This is a genomic window from Phenylobacterium haematophilum (genome assembly GCF_014196295.1).
In the GTDB taxonomy this organism is placed as follows: domain Bacteria; phylum Pseudomonadota; class Alphaproteobacteria; order Caulobacterales; family Caulobacteraceae; genus Phenylobacterium; species Phenylobacterium haematophilum.
In genome coordinates this window covers 33,989-50,937 of the sequence record NZ_JACIDK010000008.1, presented here as the reverse complement: position 1 = coordinate 50,937, position 16,949 = coordinate 33,989, and the positions used below count along the sequence as shown (strand labels likewise).

Sequence of the window (16,949 nt, the reverse complement as noted above, 5' to 3'; positions counted from 1 at the left end):
CTATGCGCCGAACACCGTCTCCATGTCGGCGGCGAGGGCGTCGACGCGGCCCATGTCGGCGTCCCAGGAGAACATGAACCGGGCTCCGCCGCCGATGAAGGTGTAGAAGCGCCAGCCCCTGGCGCGCAGGGCCTCTAGCCGGTCCTCGGGCGCGGCGACAAAGACCGCATTGGCCTGCACCGGGAACATCAGCGACGCCCCCGGCACGCCGGCGATCCGATCGGCGAGGCGTCGCGCGCAGGCGTTGGCGTGGGCTGCGTTGGCCAGCCAGGCGCCGCCTTCCAGCATGCCGGTCCAGGGCGCGGCCAGGAAACGCATCTTGGAGGCCAGTTGCCCGGCCTGCTTGCAGCGATAGTCGAAGTCTTCGGCCAGGGCGCGGTCGAAGAACAGGATCGCCTCGCCCACCGCCATCCCGTTCTTGGTGCCGCCGAAACACAGCACGTCCACACCGACCTTCCAGGTGATGTCGGCCGGATCGCAGCCCAGGTGCGCGCAGGCGTTGGCGAAGCGCGCGCCGTCCATGTGCAGGCGCAGACCAAGCTCGCGGCAGACCGCCGAGATCGCCGCCACCTCGGCCGGCGAATAGACCTGCCCGGTCTCAGTCGGTTGGGTGATCGTGACCACCCGGGGCTTGGGATAGTGGATGTCGCTGCGCTTGCCGGCGATCTCGCGGATCGCGGCCGGGGTCAGCTTGCCGTCCGGACTGGGCGCGACCAGCAGCTTCGAGCCGTTGGAAAAGAACTCCGGCGCGCCGCATTCGTCGGTCTCGACGTGGGCCGACTCCGCGCAGATCACGCTGTGATAGGACTGGCAAAGTGCGGCGAGAGCCATCGAGTTGGCGGCCGTGCCATTGAAGGCGAAGAACACCTCGCAATCGGTCACGAACAGGGCGCGGAAAGTGTCGGCAGCGGCCTGGGTCCACGGATCCTCGCCGTAGGCCGGCGCGTGGCCGCGGTTGGCGGCGTCCATGGCCGCCCAGGCCTGCGGGCAAATGCCGGCGTAGTTGTCGCTGGCGAACTGCTGGATGTTGGACATGCGTCCCTCGAGAATGCGGTTGGCGCATCGCGAAGATGAATGACGCTGAGGCTTCGTCCCGTTTGGTTGCCGGACCGGCCACATCCCTCCTGGCGGAGGCGCCACCTTGCTCGGGGAGCAGGTTGGCGTTTGAGCGTCGGCTCAAACTCTTGATGCTATTGCGGGCTGCGTAGCGGGGATCGCGGTGCGGAGCAAGGGGGCGGCGCCCCTCGCCTCCTGCGGTCACCGCTAGTTGCGGAGGATCTCCTTCCGCTTGCGCTCGTACTCGGACTTGCTGATCACGCCCTGATCGTAGGCGGCTTTCAGGTCGATGAGCTGCTGGCCGGTGGTCGCGGTGTCGACCTGGGTGGTCGAGGTGCTGCCGCAGGCGGCTAGCGGCGCGGCGGCGAGGGTGAGAACGAGGGCGACGGCGAGCGTGCGGGTCATGAGCATCCTACTGACTGCAGCCCCCACCCCATCTTGGCTCGGAGCGCCAGGCGCGCGCAACCCTGCGTCGCGCGCGCCTGGGCCGGATCAGAGGGCCGCGAAAGCCTGCTCGAGGTCGGCGATCAGGTCGGCGGCGTTCTCGATGCCGACCGACAGGCGGATGACGTCGGGGCCGGCGCCGGCGGCGATCTGGTTCTTCTCGTCCAGCTGACGGTGGGTGGTCGAGGCCGGGTGAATGATCAGGCTGCGCGTGTCGCCCAGGTTGGCCAGGTGCGAGAACAGCTTCACCCCGCCGACCAGTTTCACGCCGGCTTGATACCCGCCCTTGAGCCCGAACGAGAACACCGAGCCGGCGCCGTTCGGCGTGTAGCGCTTGGCCAGCGCATTGTACGGATTGCCGTCGAGGCCGGCGTAGGAGACCCACGCGACCTTGTCGCTGGCTTCCAGCCACTTGGCGACGGCCAGGGCGTTGTCGACGTGGCGCTGCATGCGCAGCGGCAGGGTTTCGATGCCGGTCAGGATCATGAAGGCGTTGAACGGCGAGATCGACGGGCCGAGATCGCGCAGCCCGAGCGCGCGGCAGGCGACGATGAAGGCGGCCGGGCCGAAGGCTTCGGTGAACACCTTGCCGTGGTAGCTGGGGTTGGGCTGCGATAGGTAGCCGAACTTGTCGCTGGCGGCCCAATCGAAGCGGCCGGAATCGATGATCGCTCCGCCCATCGAGTTGCCGTGGCCGCCGAGGAACTTGGTCAGCGAGTGGACGATGATGTCGGCGCCGTGCTCGAACGGGCGGCACAGGTAGGGCGTGGCCAGGGTGTTGTCGACGACCAGCGGCACGCCGGCGTCATGCGCGACCTTCGCGATCGCTTCGATGTCGGTGATCACGCCGCCCGGATTGGCGATCGATTCGATGAAGACCGCGCGGGTCTTGTCGTTGATGGCCGCGGCGTAGTCGGCCGGGTTGTCGCTGTCGATGAAGGTGGTTTCCCAGCCCATCCGCTTGAACGACTGGCCGAGTTGGTTGATCGAGCCGCCGTACAGCTTGCGCGAGGCGACGATGTTGCAGCCGGGCTCCATAAGCGAGTGGAAGGCCAGGAACTGGGCGGCGTGACCGCTGCCCACGGCCAGGGCCGCGACGCCGCCTTCGAGATCGGCCAGGCGCGCTTCCAGCACACCGGTCGTAGGGTTGCCCAGGCGGGTGTAGATGTTGCCCGGTGCTTCGAGGTTGAAGAGGTTGGCCGCATGGTCGGCGTCGTCGAAGACGAAGGCCGTGGTTTGGTAGATCGGGGTGATCCGGGCCTTGGTCGTGGGATCGGGCGCTGCGCCAGCGTGGATGGCGCGGGTCTCGAAGTTCTGGGTCATGGGGCGTCCTCTACGTCTCGTTGCTGCGACCTAGCCCGCCGGGTGCGGCGCGGTCCAGCCTCCGAGACTACGGAGCGTCCTCAGAATTGCTGCGCGGAGGCCTAGGTCGTGCGAATCCAGCCATCGATCAGCGCGACCGGCCAGGGCCGCAGCGCCGCGCCAGCGCACGGTCCGCCGACACAGGCGCCGGTGTCGATGTCGAACAGCGCGCCGTGCCAGGAGCAGGTGATCAGGTCACCGGCCGGGGTCAGGTAGTCGTCGAGCTTCTGGGCCAGCGGCAGGCCGGCGTGGGGGCAGCGGTCGACATAGCCCCTCACCGCCTCGCCCTGGCGAACTACGAAGCCGTGGAAGAAGCCCTCGCCGATCTGCAGCACGAAGTTGCGCGCCGCACCGTCGGCGATCAGCTCCAGCGGGCCGAGCTTCACGCCGGCCGGCGTGGAGAACAGGCGCGCTGGCGGCTGGGGCTCCTGGCCGCTCACCCGACGACCATTCCTGTGCAGGGACCGAAGCCGATGGCGACATAGCCGTCGGCCCGGGCGTGACCGGCGATGGAAAGCTCGTCGCCGTCCTGCAGGAAGGCGCGGGTTTCGCCGCTCGGCAGGGTGATCGGCTGTGCGCCGCCCCGCGTCAGCTCCAGCAGGCTCCCCAGCCCCGTGTCGTCGGGAGTCGAGATGGTGCCGGTGCCGAGCAGGTCGCCGGGATTGAGGTCGCAGCCGCCGACGGTGTGATGGGTCACCATCTGAGCCGCCGTCCAATAGAGGTGACGGGCGGCGCTGGCCGAGATGCGGACGGCAGCGATCCGCTGCTCGCGCATCTGTGCCGTCGACAGGAAGACTTCGAGGTCCAGGGCGTAGGCGCCCGAGGCCTGGTCGGCGTCGCCGAAGAGATAGTCCATCGGGGCCGGATCGCCTTCGGGCCGCGCTGGCTGGGCGATGCGGAACGGCGCCAGGGCCTCACTGGTCACGACCCAGGGCGAAATCGTGGTCATGAAGTTCTTGGCCAGGAACGGCCCAAGCGGCTGGTATTCCCAGGCCTGGAGGTCGCGGGCCGACCAGTCGTTGAGCAGGCAGAGGCCGGCGATATGGGACGACGCTTCGCCGATCGGGATCGGCTCGCCCAGCGCGTTGCCCTGACCGATCCAGACGCCGAGCTCCAGCTCCAGGTCGAGCCGCGCGGACGGCCCGAAGGTCGGCGCCTCGGCGTCGGGGGCCTTCTTCTGGCCGCTCGGCCGGCGGACCGCAGCGCCCGAGACCCGGATCGAGGAGGCGCGGCCGTGATAGCCGATCGGCACGTGCTTGTAGTTCGGCAGCAGCGGATTGTCGGGCCGGAACTGGCGGCCGACATTCAGGGCGTGATGGATGCCGGCGTAGAAGTCGGTGTAGTCGCCGATGGCCGCCGGCAGGTGCAACGTGCAGCCTGAGACCGGATAGAGCCAGGTCTCGACCTCGGCGCGATCGGGCGCGCCCAGGGCCAGCAGTTCCGACAGCCGCCGACGCAACGCGCGGCGAGCCGAGGGCGCAAGGCCCAGCAGCGGGTTGAGCGTGGCGCCGGCGCCGGCTTCGGCGGCGGCCTTGGCCTCGCCGCTCAGCAGCGCCGAGCGCGCGGCCAGCGACAGGTCGAGGATCAGATCGCCGATCGCCACGCCGCCGCGCGGCGCGCCGCCGCCCGGCGAGAAAACGCCGAGGGGCAGGTTCTGGATTGGAAAGTCGGCATGGCCGTTGGCGCTCGAAACCCAGCTGGTACGCGCCGGGTCATGGGTCTCGTCGATCATTTGCTGGGAACTTGCGCCTTGGAAAAGCCGGTCCAGCAGTCGTCGTAGTCGAGCTGGTGCAGCGGGGTCTCGGTTGCGAACTTGGTCGGGCGGATCACCCATCGGCTCTCGAACATGAAGGCCATGGTGTTCTCGATCTTGTGCGGCGCGAGGTTAGAGGCGACCGCCTTCTCGTAGCTCTCGCGGTCCGGCCCATGGCCGCTCATGCAGTTGTGCAAGCTGGCGCCGCCGGGCGCGAAGCCGCCAGCCTTGGCGTCATAGGCGCCGTGGATGAGGCCCATGAATTCGCTCATCACGTTGCGGTGGAACCAGGGCGGGCGGAACGTGTGCTCGGCCACCATCCAGCGCGGCGGGAAGATCACGAAGTCGCAGTTGGCGACTCCGGGGATCTCGGACGGCGAGGTCAGGACCGTGAAGATCGACGGATCGGGGTGGTCGTAGCTGACCGTGTTGATGGTGTTGAAGCGGTCCAGGTCGTACTTGCAGGGCGCGAGCGTGCCGTGCCAGGCGACGACGTCGAGGGGGCTGTGGTCGAGCGTTGTCGTCCACAGCGCGCCCTGGAATTTCTGAATGACTTCCGTGGGTTCGTCGCGATCCTCAAACCATGCGGTGGGGTGGAGAAAATCGCGGGCGTTGGCCAGGCCGTTGGCGCCGATGGGGCCGAGCTCCGGCAGACGGAACGGCGCGCCGTAGTTCTCGCAGACATAGCCGCGGGCCTGCGGACCGGTCAGCTCGACGCGGAAGCGCAGGCCGCGCGGCACCACCGCGATCTCGCCCGGCTTCAGCTCCAGGCGGCCGAGTTCGGTGGCGATCAGCAGCTCGCCGTCCTGCGGCACGATCAGCAGCTCGCCGTCGGCGTCGTAGAACACCCGCCCCTGCATCGATCGGTTGGCGGCGTAGAGGTGGATGGCGATGCCGGCGAAGGTCCCGACGTCGCCGTTGCCAGCGTAGGTGACCAAGCCGTCGACGAAGTCGGTCGGCTCGGCCGGGATAGGCAGCGGATCCCAGCGCAGGCGGTTGGGGCTGGGCGGGACTTCGTCGAACGGGCCCGAGCGCAGCAGCTTGCCGCCGTCGTAGGGGTTGAACGGCGCATGGCTGGCGGTGGGGCGCAGGCGGTAGAGCCAGGAGCGCTTGTTCTCGTGCCGCGGCGCTGTGAAGGCGCTGCCCGAGAGCTGTTCGGCGAACAGGCGGAACGGCGTCTGCTGCGGCGAGTTCTGGCCGACCGGCAGCGCGCCGGCCACCGCCTCGGTCGCGAAGCTGTTTCCGAAGCCGGACATGTAGTTCAGCGGCATAGTCCCATCCCTATCCTAACCGCAGACTGTACCCTTCTCCCCTCAAGGGAGAAGGTGGCGGGCGAGGCCCGACGGATGAGGGGCGGACGGGCGGGCAATCCCCGCATCCGACCCCGCTGCGCGGGGCCGCCTTCTCCCAAGGGGAGAAGGGGCCAAGTGCAACTCAGGCCGCGTCGACCTTGATGACGCCGCGGCGGATCTGGTCGAGCTCGATGGACTCGAACAGGGCCTGGAAGTTGCCGTTGCCGAAGCCTTCGTTGCCCTTGCGCTGGATGATCTCGAAGAAGATCGGGCCGAACAGATTCTCGGTGAATATCTGCAGCAGGATGCCCTCGTCGCCGACAGCGCCGTCGATGAGGATGCGGTTCTTGCGCAGCCGCTCAAGGTCCTCGCCGTGACCGGGGACGCGCTTGTCGACCAGCTCGTAGTAGGTCTCGATGGTGTCCTGCAGCTTCACGCCGCGGGCGCGCAACGCCTCGACCGTCTCGAAGATGTTGTCCGTCGTGAAGGCCAGGTGCTGAATGCCCTCGCCATTGTACTCGCGGATGAATTCTTCGATCTGGGACTTGTCGTCCTGGCTCTCGTTCAGTGGAATGCGGATCGCCTTGTCGGGCGCGATCATCGCTTGGCTGAACAGACCGGTCGCCTGGCCCTTGATGTCGAAATACTTCTGCTCTTCGAAGCCGAAGATCTGGTTGTAGAAGGTCGACCAGGTGCGCATCTGGCCACGCTTGACGTTGTGGGTCAGGTGGTCGAGCAGGTCGAGGCCGACGGCGTTCTTGGCCTCAGCCTCGGCGGCGCCGGGGATCTGCTCCCAGGCATCGTAGATCGTACCTTTGTCGCCGAAGCGGTCGACCAGATAGAGCAGCGAGCCGCCGATGCCTTCCAGAACGTAGGCGTCGCTCAGGGCCGAGGCTGCAGCGTCAGCCGGCCTGGCGCCGCGCGAGACCGCCAGTTCGTAGGCCGCCTTGGCGTCGGCTACGCGGAAAGCCATCCCATTGGCCGACGGACCGTGCGCGGCGCGGAAGTCGGCAGCCTGACCGGTCGGCTCCTGGTTGACCAGCAGGTTGGTGCGGCCCTGCTTGTAGCGGACAATCGCCTTTGTCGGATGCTTGGAATAAGCGGTGAAGCCGAGCTGTTCGATCAGCGCGGCCATCTTAGCCGGGTCAGGGCTCGTGAACTCGACGAATTCGAAGCCGTCGAGGCCGATCGGGTTTTCCGGGGTCACGGTCATGTCAGGCGTCTCCCTTGAGGCAGGCGGTCAAGGCCTGCACGAATGGCTGGATAGTGTCGGCCCTGAGACCGGCGATGTTGATGCGGCCGGAACCGGCCATGTAGACGGCGTGGTCGCGGCGCATCGCCTCGACCTGGGCGGGGCTCAGCGGCAGCAGGGCGAACAGGCCGTGCTGATCGCGCAGCGGCTCCAGGCGCGGGTCGGCGTCGGCCAGCGCCGCGCGCACTTCGTTCAAACGCCTACGCATGTCGTCCAGTTCGGCCCGCCACTGGCCGGTGAGCGAAGGATCCTCGAGGATCACCCGCACCGCGGCCGCGCCGTGATCCGGCGGCATCGACCAGGCGCAGCGGGCCAGTTGCAGGATGTTCGACCGGACCAGCTCTTCATGGCCGCGGGCGCGGATGAACAGGGCGCCGGTGCGCTCACGATAGAGGCCGAAGTTCTTGTCGCAGGAAAAGGCGACGATTGCGGTCTCGCTCGTCTCCATGACCAGACGCATGCCGGCGGCGTCCTCGTCGAGGCCCGCGCCCAGGCCCTGATAGGCCAGATCGATCAGCGGAACAGCGCCGCGGGCGTTCATCAGCGCAGCGACCTGCGCCCACTGGTCGAGCGAAAGGTCAGCGCCGGTCGGATTGTGGCAAGCGCCGTGCAGCAGCACGAGATCGCCAGCCTCGACCTTGGCCAGGGCGGCCATCATCTCGTCGAAGCAGATCCGCTGGGTCACGGCGTCGAAGTAGCGGAAGGTCTCCACGACCATGCCCGCCTGCCGGAAGATTGGCGCGTGGATCGGCCACGACGGCGTGCCCATCCAGATGCGTGCGCCGGGCGTCCCGGCGTTGGCGAGCTCGGCCGCCAGGCGCAGGGCGCCGGTGCCGCCTGGGGTCTGGACCGCGAACAGCCCCTCGCCGGCCGCCCCGTTTCCGAACGCCACCGGGGCAATAGCTTCGAGGAAGCCGAAGTCGCCTTCCGGACCGAGATAGGCCTTGGTCGGTTGGGTTTGCAGCAGGATCTGCTCGGCGGCCTTCACGGCGCCGAACACCGGGGTGTCTCCCGCCGCGTCGCGATAGACGCCGACGCCCAGGTCGAGCTTATGGGCCCGCGGGTCGTTCTTGTAGAGCGCGATGAGAGACAGCAGCGGATCGGGCGCCTGGGCCTCAAGGCCGGCGAACAGCGAGCGCGGCGGGGCGATCACGTCGGTCATGCAGCTTCCTCCTCGATCTGAGAAGAAAGTTACGCGCGCGCCGCGATGAATGGCTTTCAATCTCGCGGCGTTTTGACGATCTTGTGGTGGTACATTTCACTGCACGGCGTCAGCATGAAAGAAATACATCAACTTGACGAGATCGACCGGAAGCTGCTTCGTGCGCTGCAGGCCGACGCCTCCCAGAGTCATGCCGCGCTCGCTGAGCAGGTCGGCGCCTCGCCGGCCTCCTGCTGGCGGCGGATCAAGGCGCTGGAGACCGCCGGCGTCCTGCGAGAGAACGTGCGCCTCGTCGACGCCGAGCGCGTCGGCCGCGGGGTCAACGTCATGTGTCAGCTGCGGATGAAGTCGCACGCGACGGCCCAGCGCCAGGAGTTCGAGGCCTTCCTGCGCGCCCGTCCGGAGATCATGGAATGCCACTCGATGTCCGGCGAGTGGGACTATCTGATGCGCGTGGTCGTCGCGGACGTCGCCGGCTACGAGAGATTCCTGATGGGCGTGGTCCTAAACCATCCGAACGTCGCCACCGCCGCTTCGCACTTTGCGCTCAGCCAGGTGAAGTACACCACCGCCATGCCGGTGTGAGCCGGTGACACCCGAGCATCGACGCCCGCAGTCTTGACCCGACTCGGTGTCCGACAAGGACCTCCCGCACCTGTTGCTGCAGGGGATCTCCGGGAACCGAACTAAATCTCGACCTGGAGCAATCGATCCAGCACGCCGGCTGGAACGTCCTGGCCACCACTATCGGGGCACCTGGGTGCCCCCGGCCAGTTCAGCTTCAGCAATATGATCGAGGATGCGCGCGCCGCCGTGACTTGGCTGCGCCATCTTTCCCACAGCGAAAAAGTCGACGCCATAGAGGCGGCTGGCGGTCCGAAACCGACGCGCGTCCGCTTCACCACCGACCACAGCTACAATGATCATCGCATTGCAGGCGGCGGTGGTGAGCTGGCCGAAGCGACCTTCCCGTAGCCGGGCTTGACGAACATATAACCGAACAGTTATGTATTAATTCATATCCAAACGGTTATGAATTGAGAATGCCCAACGCCCCGGACCTGATCTTTAGAACTTTGGCCGATCCGACCCGCCGCGCGATCTTCGAGCGGCTTTGCCGTGACGGCGAACAGACGGTGGGAGCGCTGACCGCCCAGGCCGGCGTCTCGCAGCCCGCGGTCTCCAAGCATCTGGCGGCCTTGAAGCTGGCCGGGCTTGTGCGCGACCGCCCGGAAGGCCGCCAGACGCATTATCGCGCGCAGACTGAGGCTCTCGCGCCGCTGATCGATTGGACCCGGCAGATGAACGAGTTCTGGGAACGTCGGTTCGATCAACTCGAAGACCTGCTCAGGAGGATGGACCAGTGAGCGCCACCGCGCCCCAAGCCCGCACCGTCGTCGTCGAACGCGAGATGCCGTTTGCGCCCGAGAAGATCTGGCGCGCCCTGACCCAGCCCCACCTGATCGCCGAGTGGCTGATGAAGAACGACTTCAAGCCGTTGGTCGGTCACGCCTTCAGCCTGAACGCCGAGTGGGGCGCAGTGAATTGCAAGGTGCTGGAGATCGAACCACCGACCTCGCTCTCCTACACCTGGGCCGGGATGGGCCTGGAAAGCGTCGTCACCTGGACGCTGACGCCGACCGACGCCGGAACACGGCTGCGCATGGAGCAGTCGGGCTTCGGCCCCGATCAGGAAATGGCGTTCCGTGGCGCGACCTCCGGCTGGCCGCGGTTCTTCGCAGCCCTGGAAGACGTGCTCGCGCGAGCCGATTGAAACTCAAGGAGGCGCGTATGAACTGGAACAAGTGGATCCGTACGACGCACCGGTGGGTGTCGCTCGCCTTCACGGCGGCCGTCATCCTCAATGTGGTCGCCATGCTGCAGCAGTCTTCTGCGACCTGGATCGGCCTTCTCGCGCTGGCGCCGCTCGCCCTGCTGCTGCCCACTGGGCTCTATCTCTTCGTTGCGCCCTACGCGGCTAAGCGGCGTGCGATGCGGGACACCAGGAGGGCGCTGTGACCCAGTCTGAGGCTCCGAAGCTGCTGTCTGGCGGAAACCCTCAAATCCCGAAGGGCGACGGCGACGCCCCGGTACAGGCCTACATTGCCGCCATGCCGGGCTGGAAGAGCGATCTTGGCCGTCGGCTCGACGATCTCGTCATGCGGAACGTACCAACGGCGCGAAAGGCCGTACGCTGGAACTCTCCATTCTATGGATCCCGCGACGGCGGCTGGTTCATGTCGTTCCACGTGCTGACGAAGTACGTAAAGGTGACTTTCTTCGAGGGGCTGTCGCTGGCGCCGATCCCGCCCGGCGGAACGCCGAAGAGCGGCCAGTCGCGATGGATCGACATATATGAGGGCGATCAACTGGACGAGACGCAGATGAGCGATTGGCTTCGGCAGGCCGCCGCCCTGCCCGGTTGGACCCCCTAGTCGCTGCCTAGGGCACGGGAAGCTGCGGGGCTCGCCAGCCACCTTCAGTCTGCGCAGGCGCTTTGGGTTGCTCCCAAGGATCGGTGACCCGGCCACACGCTTCCCGTCGCAGGGTCGGGGAGTTGCGGATCATGCTGTCGGGCGGAGTGATCCCTCGGCCATGACCGTCGGAGGTTCCCCAAGAGCGCGGATCGGTGAAGGCGGTCCGTGCGCCCCCTCCGTCTGGACGACGCTCGGTCACGTGACCATTCTGCAACGGTCCGCCGAACACACTCGTCGATCGGCTCTTGACGAGCTCGCGTCGCCGGGCGGACCGTCCGCTCTGGGCGGGGCTGGCCAGGGAGGCTAGGCATGAACGACGCGCGCCCGATTACCCCTGAGACGATCATGCAGTTGGGCTGGGGTTTCTGGGGCTCAAAGACCCTGCTCAGCGCCGTCGAACTCGGGGTGTTCACCGAGTTGAGCAAGGGCCCGCTAGACCTGGAAGCGCTGACCTCCCGGCTAGCCCTGCATCCGCGATCCGCTCGCGACTTCTTCGACGCCCTGGTGGCGCTGGGCATGCTGGCCCGAGACGGCCGCGTCTATGCCAACACGCCCGAGAGCACGCTATTCCTCGATAAGGCCAAGCCGACCTATATCGGCGGCATCCTGGAGATGGCCAACAAGCGGCTCTACCGGTTCTGGGACGGACTGACGGAGGCGTTGCGTACGGGACTGCCGCAGAACGAAGCCAAAGATGGAGGCGAAGACCTGTTCGGCGTCATCTACGCCGATCCGGTGATCCTGGAGAGCTTCCTGCGCGGCATGACAGGCGTCAGCCTGCCGGCCGCCCAGGCCATGGCGGCGCTGTTTCCCTGGAATGAAGTCACGTCGTTCGTGGACGTCGGCTGCGCGCAGGGCGGGGCGACGGTCGCCATCGCCCAGGCGCATCCACACCTGGAGGCGGTTGGCTTCGATCTGGCTGTCGTGCAGCCGGTGTTCGAGGCCTACGTAAAGGAGAAGGCGCTCTCTGACCGGGTGCGTTTTGCGGCTGGCGACTTCTTTGCCGGCCCTCTCCCGTCGGCCGACGTAATCATCATGGGCCACATCCTTCACGATTGGGACCTTGAGCAGAAGCGTATGCTGTTGGCTAAGGCCTACGCCGCGCTTCCCGAAGGGGGACGGCTGATCGTCTATGACGCCATCATCGACGACGAGCGGCGGCAGAACGCCTTTGGCTTGCTTATGAGCCTCAACATGCTGATCGAGACCAACGGAGGGTTCGACTACACCGGCGCCGACTGCATCGGCTGGATGAAGGAGGCTGGCTTTCGGGAGACTAGGGTACAGCCGCTGGCCGGGCCGGATTCTATGGTGATTGGGACGAAGTAGCCTTGCCTCAGCCAGCGGCGCGCCGCGCGGCGAACGCCGCCATCATCGGGCCATAGGCCTCGACTGGTGGGAAGCCGTCGAAGCTTTCGACCGCCGGCGTCACCGCCCAGCGCAGCTTTTCGGCGGTCATGGTCTCCATGTAGGGATCCAGATCCCTCGGATCGTCCAGCAAGGTCGTGCGAACGTTGACCAGATGCTCAGCGCCGTCGGGACGCGTGAAGATCCAGCTCTTGCAGTGCGGACAGAAGAAATGCCGGGTCGGGCCGTGCAAGCCGCCGAGCACCGGCTCCCCCTCGGTCACGACGAAACCGGCGGACGGCGTCAGCACGCTGAGCGAAAAGGCGCTGCCCGTCATCTTCTGACAGCCGGTGCAGTGGCAAGCCATGGTGATCAGCGGCGGCGCGCAGATCCGGAACCGCACCTGGCCGCAGCGACACCCGCCATCCCGTGCAAACTCGCCCATGAACCGCTCCCGCTTTTCGACTTCGCTTTATGCCAGCAGTTGGAACCAACACCAATGCGGCCGAGCTTGACCGTATTGTGGGCCGATTGGCATTGGCTGGGCTGCAAAACTGATGCGAGCAAGCGCCCGTGAACCCGTTCCCCAACGACATCTTCACCGAGCCGGAGGACGTGGATCCGGACGGCCTAGCTAACCTGGGGCCACTGCGACGGCTGGCTGGCGTCTGGGAAGGGCGCAAAGGCGTCGACGTAAACCCCAAGGCTGATGGGCCAGAGCAACGACAGTACGTCGAGCGCATCGTGATGCGGCCGATCGATCCGTAAGCCAACGGACCACAACTGTTCTACGGCCTGCGCTATCATGTGCGGGTCATCGCGGTCGACGAGGAGACCACTTTCCACGACCAAGTCGGTTATTGGCTCTATGAACCAGCGACCGGGCTGATCCTGCAGTCTCTGACGATCCCTCGCGGCCAGACGGCGTTGGCCGGCGGCGCGGCGACAGAGACCGGAATCCTGGTGAAAGCAACTCGCGGCGGCACATAGCACGGCATTAGCTCGACAGCCTTTCTGGAGCACGCGTCCGAACCGACAGTTATCAGCTGGAAATCACCCTCCGCGCCCACGACAGCTGGAGCTACGTCTCCGACACCATGCTGACGGTGCGCGGTCAGGAGGGGCTGTTCCAGCACAGCGACCGCAACACCCTGAAGAGGGTCGCCGAGCCTATGAGCAACCCGCTGATGAGGCGCAAGAGCGGACTGGATTTCTGATCTGCTAAGCCCGCGTGGAGGCATAGGCTTTGAGAGCCCGCGCGCGAGCCATCGCGTGATCGACGATCGGGGCCGGATAGTCGACGCCCAGGCGAACGCCGGCGTCAGCCAGGTCGATCGACCGCGCCGTCCACGGCGCGTGCAAAAACTTGTCGGGAAGTTTCGCGAGCTCAGGAACCCAACGACGGACATAGGCGCCGTCGGGGTCGAATTTCTGCCCCTGGGTAACTGGGTTGAAGATGCGGAAGTAGGGCGAAGCGTCGGCGCCTGAACCCGCCACCCACTGCCAGTTGGCGGCGTTGTTAGCCAGGTCCGCATCGACCAGCGTGTCCCAGAACCACGCCTGCCCCTCGCGCCAATCGATCAGCAGATGCTTGATCAAGAAGGAAGCGACGATCATGCGCACACGATTGTGCATCCAACCGGTCGCCCAGAGCTGGCGCATGCCCGCGTCGACGATCGGATAGCCCGTCGCGCCCTCGCGCCATCGCGCCAGTCCTGTGGGATCGCTCGCCCAAGGAAAGGCCGAGAACTCCGGCCGAAGCGGCTGTTCGGGCAATTTCTGCGCATGAAAGAGCAGGTGGTGAGAGAACTCTCGCCAAGCGATCTCCGACAGGAAAATCTCGACACCCGCCGGCATCAGATCGCCGCTCTCCGCCAGCGCCCTACCGGTCAGCGCCCGCCAGACCTGACGCGGGCCGATTTCGCCGAAATGCAGATGCGGCGACAGCCGCGATGTCCCTTCCCGTCCCGGCAGATTGCGAGCTTCCCCATACTCCAGGCTGGTGCGGCCGGCGAAGGCGTCCAGACGCTCCCACGCGCCAGCTTCCCCTGGGCCCCAGGTGTCGCGCAGGCCGCCAGCCCAATCCGGTTGCTTCGGCGTCAGGCCCCAATTCTCGATCACGTCGCTGTGCGGCCATGCTTGCGGCCCGGCTAGCCGCGCAGGCGGCTCGATCACGGCCGGAAGCTCCAATCCGGCGCGCAGCGCCCGCCAGAACGGCGTGAACACCCGGTAGGGCTCGCCCTTGCCGTTCATCACCTCCCACGGCTCACGCAGCAAACCGGCGTTAAAGCTGCGCGCGGCGACGCCCCGCCCCTTGAGCGTCGCCTTGAGGCGCTCGTCACGCGCCACGGCCCAGGGCTCGTAACGACGGTTCCAAACGACCGAAGCCGCTCCAGTCTCCGCCACGAGTCGCTCAATCTCGCGCTCCGCCGGCCCACGTCGCAAAATCAACCGCGAGCCTCGCGCCGCGAGGTCGGCGGCGAGTGCGGCGAGCGAGTGATGCAGCCACCACCGCGACGCTCCACCGAGCCGCCAACGGCCTGCGTCTTCGTCATCGAGGATGAATACCGGCGCGACCGGCCCATCGTTCGCCAGCGCCGCAGCGAGCGCGGGGTTGTCGGCCAGGCGCAGGTCGCTGCGAAACCAGAGAAGCGTCGTCACGGCCCTGATTTCGCTCGTCCAGCACCCCTTGGCAAGCTCAGCCGCGCGAAGGCCCGAAGCGGGCGACGAGATCATAGGATTCGCCGGGAAAGAGCTGACGTACGCGCGTAACACCTACCCCCGCACGCCAGGTTCGGCGATCGACGGCCAAGCAAGCGGTCCTTGGCGGGACCGCCAGCAGGCGCGCCGCCTCCGCGTCCGCCGCCAAGGCCGAGATGCGGTTTTCCGCCTCGGTCCAGGGAATGTGTTCCAGCAGCCAGGCGCCCGGGGATATTGCAGCAAAGTCAATCCGGGCCGCCTCGGGAGCCGCGCGCAAGCTGATCAGGCGATCTTCCAGCGAGAACGGCTGCGTGTCGGCGAAATGCACGCCCCTCAGCGCCAGCAGCGTTCGCCCACCGGCTAACTCCGCTTCGTCCGCACCCTGGGCGGCCCGCTGAACGCTGGCAATCAATTCAAAACGATAGGCCTGCCTGCGACCTTCGATTTCGGCGCGCAGATCGGGAATGTCGAGGACGGCCGAATGCAACCGGGGGCGCGCTACAAACGACCCCGCGCGACGCCGGCGCTCGATCAGTCCCGCCTCGGCCAGGGCGGAGATCGCCTTGCTGACCGTCATCCGCGAACAGCCGTACTGCGCGGTCAGTTCATGCTCAAAGGGAATCCGATCCCCGGGCCCGAGGTCGCCCGAGAGGATCTTGGCCTCGATGTCAGTGCGGATGCGCTGGTGGAGGGCGGCCGGAGCGTCGGCCTCCCCCCCGGGAGCGGGCTTGTTCACGCGAGCACGTACTCCAGGGCCTTGCGGTAACGGGCCGCGATCTCGGCCCGCCGATGATGGCGTCCATTAGTGACCAGCTTCGCGCCCGCTCGCCAGACACTGTCAATCATGTCCCTGCGACCGGCGAAGACGTAGCTGTCGAGGACGGCGTCGCCGCTGCGCCCCGCGAGCGAAGGATGTGAAGGATCGAGAGTTACTATGTCCGCCGGCGCACCCTCCGCGAGCACCGCCGGTCCGCAGCCGAGCGCCTGCGCTCCGCCACTGGCGGCTGCGCGATATACATCGGCCCCAGTGGCGCCTCCCGCATCGCGGGCCAGCACGTTGCGGGTCCGGAGGGTGAGGCGCTGGCCGTACTCCAGGAGCCGCAGTTCTTCGGCTGCATCGATCAGCACGTTGGAATCCGAACCGACGCCAAACCGGCCGCCGGCCGCCACAAACTCGGACGCGGGAAATATCCCGTCGCCGAGATTGGCCTCTGTAATTGGGCACAGACCCGCCACCGCGCCGCTACGAGCCATCGCCTGCGTCTCCGCAGGCGTCACGTGCGTGGCGTGCACCAAGCACCAGTTGGCGCCGACGGGGGCACGCTCCAGCAGCCACTCGACGGGCCGCGCGCTTGACCATGCGAGACAGTCATCGACCTCCTTCGTCTGCTCGGCGATGTGCATGTGAATCGGCGCCCCGCCCGCTAGGCTCGTCAACGCCGAAAGCTCATCGGGCGTCACCGCGCGCAGGCTGTGCGGCGCTACGCCGACCACTCCGTGAGATAGCGGTGCGACCGCGGCACGGCTCGCCTCAAGCAACCGCGCGAAGCCGTCGAGGTCATTGATGAAGCGCGCCTGCGCGGCCGTCGGCGGCGCGCCTCCAAATCCCGCGTGGGCGTAGAACACCGGTAGCAGCGTCAATCCCAGGCCCGCCTCCTCCGCCGCCGCAACGATCGCGGCCGCCATCTCGGCCGGATTGTCGAACGGGACGCCCCCTACGCCGTGATGGAGATAGTGGAACTCTCCGACCCTCGTGAAACCGCCCTCCAACATCTCGACATAGGCCTGCGCGGCGATCGCTTGCAGTTCGTCAGGACGTAGGCGCTCGGTGAACCGGTACATGACGTCGCGCCAAGTCCAGAAGCTGTCGGCCAACGGCCCGCGCACTTCCGCGAAGCCGGCCATTCCCCGCTGAAAAGCATGGCTATGAAGGTTCGGCAGACCTGGGAAGGCCGGGCCATGGGCCTGCTCGCCGGCATCGCGCTCAACGTCGGCCGCGACCCGCGCGATAACTCCATCCTGCACTGAGACGCGGACATTCCGAGCCCAGCCCGCCTCAAGCAACGCGCTTTCAAACCAGATCGTCTGAGGGTGATCAGCCACT

General features: G+C 66.9%; 21 protein-coding genes and 1 riboswitch. Of the genes, 9 read left to right on the top strand and 12 right to left on the bottom strand.

What is annotated here, in order from left to right:
* The 8 genes from GGQ61_RS19805 to GGQ61_RS19770 form a co-directional block, all read right to left on the bottom strand.
* Positions 1-1,035: a threonine aldolase family protein gene (locus tag GGQ61_RS19805; protein WP_183776672.1), complete on the bottom strand. Its 1,035-nt coding sequence runs from the start codon at positions 1,033-1,035 to the stop codon at positions 1-3.
* 52 nt (positions 1,036-1,087) lie between these two features.
* A riboswitch (SAM-I-IV-variant riboswitch) is annotated at positions 1,088-1,196 on the bottom strand.
* Positions 1,197-1,263: 67 nt separating this feature from the next.
* Entirely contained in the window at positions 1,264-1,461 is a 198-nt protein-coding gene (locus tag GGQ61_RS19800) for an SHOCT domain-containing protein (RefSeq protein ID WP_183776670.1), read from the bottom strand.
* Positions 1,462-1,548: 87 nt separating this feature from the next.
* A complete protein-coding gene (locus GGQ61_RS19795) occupies positions 1,549-2,823 on the bottom strand; it encodes an O-acetylhomoserine aminocarboxypropyltransferase (protein ID WP_183776669.1) in 1,275 nt (424 codons plus the stop codon).
* A 101-nt stretch (positions 2,824-2,924) separates the two neighbouring features.
* The gene (locus GGQ61_RS19790) at positions 2,925-3,302 is read right to left on the bottom strand and encodes a Rieske 2Fe-2S domain-containing protein (protein WP_183776667.1); all 378 of its coding nucleotides are present in this window, start codon (positions 3,300-3,302) and stop codon (positions 2,925-2,927) included.
* Entirely contained in the window at positions 3,299-4,594 is a 1,296-nt protein-coding gene (gene fahA, locus GGQ61_RS19785) for a fumarylacetoacetase (RefSeq protein ID WP_183776665.1), read from the bottom strand. The genes GGQ61_RS19790 and fahA overlap by 4 nt, the downstream gene beginning before the upstream one ends.
* Positions 4,591-5,886: a homogentisate 1,2-dioxygenase gene (gene hmgA, locus GGQ61_RS19780; RefSeq protein ID WP_221221160.1), complete on the bottom strand. Its 1,296-nt coding sequence runs from the start codon at positions 5,884-5,886 to the stop codon at positions 4,591-4,593. Before hmgA ends, fahA begins: the two co-directional genes overlap by 4 nt.
* 163 nt (positions 5,887-6,049) lie before the next feature.
* Complete coding sequence (hppD, locus tag GGQ61_RS19775; protein ID WP_183776663.1) at positions 6,050-7,120, bottom strand: 4-hydroxyphenylpyruvate dioxygenase; 1,071 nt, start codon at positions 7,118-7,120, stop codon at positions 6,050-6,052.
* A gap of 1 nt (position 7,121) precedes the next feature.
* Positions 7,122-8,321: an amino acid aminotransferase gene (locus tag GGQ61_RS19770; protein ID WP_183776661.1), complete on the bottom strand. Its 1,200-nt coding sequence runs from the start codon at positions 8,319-8,321 to the stop codon at positions 7,122-7,124.
* A 114-nt stretch (positions 8,322-8,435) separates the two neighbouring features.
* Between GGQ61_RS19770 and GGQ61_RS19765 the strand changes: the two genes are divergently transcribed.
* The 7 genes from GGQ61_RS19765 to GGQ61_RS19735 all read left to right on the top strand — a co-directional run bounded on the left by GGQ61_RS19765 (position 8,436) and on the right by GGQ61_RS19735 (position 12,127).
* Positions 8,436-8,906 (top strand): Lrp/AsnC family transcriptional regulator, encoded by a 471-nt coding sequence (locus GGQ61_RS19765; protein ID WP_183776659.1) that lies wholly within the window; start codon positions 8,436-8,438, stop codon positions 8,904-8,906.
* Between the two features lie 204 nt (positions 8,907-9,110).
* Entirely contained in the window at positions 9,111-9,296 is a 186-nt protein-coding gene (locus GGQ61_RS19760; RefSeq protein WP_183776657.1) for a hypothetical protein, read from the top strand.
* Between the two features lie 68 nt (positions 9,297-9,364).
* Entirely contained in the window at positions 9,365-9,688 is a 324-nt protein-coding gene (locus tag GGQ61_RS19755; protein WP_183776655.1) for an ArsR/SmtB family transcription factor, read from the top strand.
* Positions 9,685-10,095: an SRPBCC domain-containing protein gene (locus GGQ61_RS19750; RefSeq protein WP_183776653.1), complete on the top strand. Its 411-nt coding sequence runs from the start codon at positions 9,685-9,687 to the stop codon at positions 10,093-10,095. Before GGQ61_RS19755 ends, GGQ61_RS19750 begins: the two co-directional genes overlap by 4 nt.
* Positions 10,096-10,112: 17 nt before the next feature.
* Positions 10,113-10,340, top strand: a complete 228-nt coding sequence (locus GGQ61_RS19745) for a hypothetical protein (RefSeq protein ID WP_183776651.1) — start codon at positions 10,113-10,115, stop codon at positions 10,338-10,340.
* Positions 10,337-10,756 carry a DUF1801 domain-containing protein gene (locus GGQ61_RS19740; RefSeq protein ID WP_343056229.1) on the top strand — a complete coding sequence of 140 codons (420 nt, stop codon included), beginning with the start codon at positions 10,337-10,339 and terminating at the stop codon, positions 10,754-10,756. Before GGQ61_RS19745 ends, GGQ61_RS19740 begins: the two co-directional genes overlap by 4 nt.
* 351 nt (positions 10,757-11,107) lie before the next feature.
* Positions 11,108-12,127 carry a methyltransferase gene (locus GGQ61_RS19735; RefSeq protein ID WP_183776649.1) on the top strand — a complete coding sequence of 340 codons (1,020 nt, stop codon included), beginning with the start codon at positions 11,108-11,110 and terminating at the stop codon, positions 12,125-12,127.
* A 7-nt stretch (positions 12,128-12,134) separates the two neighbouring features.
* Here the strand turns inward: GGQ61_RS19735 and GGQ61_RS19730 are convergent, their stop codons facing one another.
* Positions 12,135-12,590 carry a GFA family protein gene (locus GGQ61_RS19730; protein WP_183776647.1) on the bottom strand — a complete coding sequence of 152 codons (456 nt, stop codon included), beginning with the start codon at positions 12,588-12,590 and terminating at the stop codon, positions 12,135-12,137.
* 128 nt (positions 12,591-12,718) lie between these two features.
* On the opposite strand from GGQ61_RS19730, the gene GGQ61_RS22360 reads away from it, so the two are divergent.
* Positions 12,719-12,913, top strand: coding sequence for a hypothetical protein (locus GGQ61_RS22360; RefSeq protein WP_246371119.1), 195 nt, complete (start codon positions 12,719-12,721; stop codon positions 12,911-12,913).
* Between the two features lie 39 nt (positions 12,914-12,952).
* On the top strand, positions 12,953-13,135 hold the full coding sequence (locus tag GGQ61_RS22355; RefSeq protein WP_343056228.1) for a heme-binding beta-barrel domain-containing protein: 183 nt from the start codon (positions 12,953-12,955) through the stop codon (positions 13,133-13,135).
* 231 nt (positions 13,136-13,366) lie between these two features.
* On the opposite strand, the gene GGQ61_RS19720 is transcribed toward GGQ61_RS22355, so the two are convergent.
* The 3 genes from GGQ61_RS19720 to GGQ61_RS19710 are packed head-to-tail and all read right to left on the bottom strand — an operon-like array spanning position 13,367 to position 16,948.
* A complete protein-coding gene (locus GGQ61_RS19720; protein ID WP_183776645.1) occupies positions 13,367-14,881 on the bottom strand; it encodes a cryptochrome/photolyase family protein in 1,515 nt (504 codons plus the stop codon).
* Positions 14,844-15,581 (bottom strand): histidine utilization transcriptional repressor HutC, encoded by a 738-nt coding sequence (gene hutC, locus GGQ61_RS19715; protein ID WP_183776643.1) that lies wholly within the window; start codon positions 15,579-15,581, stop codon positions 14,844-14,846. The genes GGQ61_RS19720 and hutC overlap by 38 nt, the downstream gene beginning before the upstream one ends.
* The gene (locus tag GGQ61_RS19710; RefSeq protein WP_343056227.1) at positions 15,578-16,948 is read right to left on the bottom strand and encodes a formimidoylglutamate deiminase; all 1,371 of its coding nucleotides are present in this window, start codon (positions 16,946-16,948) and stop codon (positions 15,578-15,580) included. Before GGQ61_RS19710 ends, hutC begins: the two co-directional genes overlap by 4 nt.
* Position 16,949: the final 1 nt, after the last annotated feature.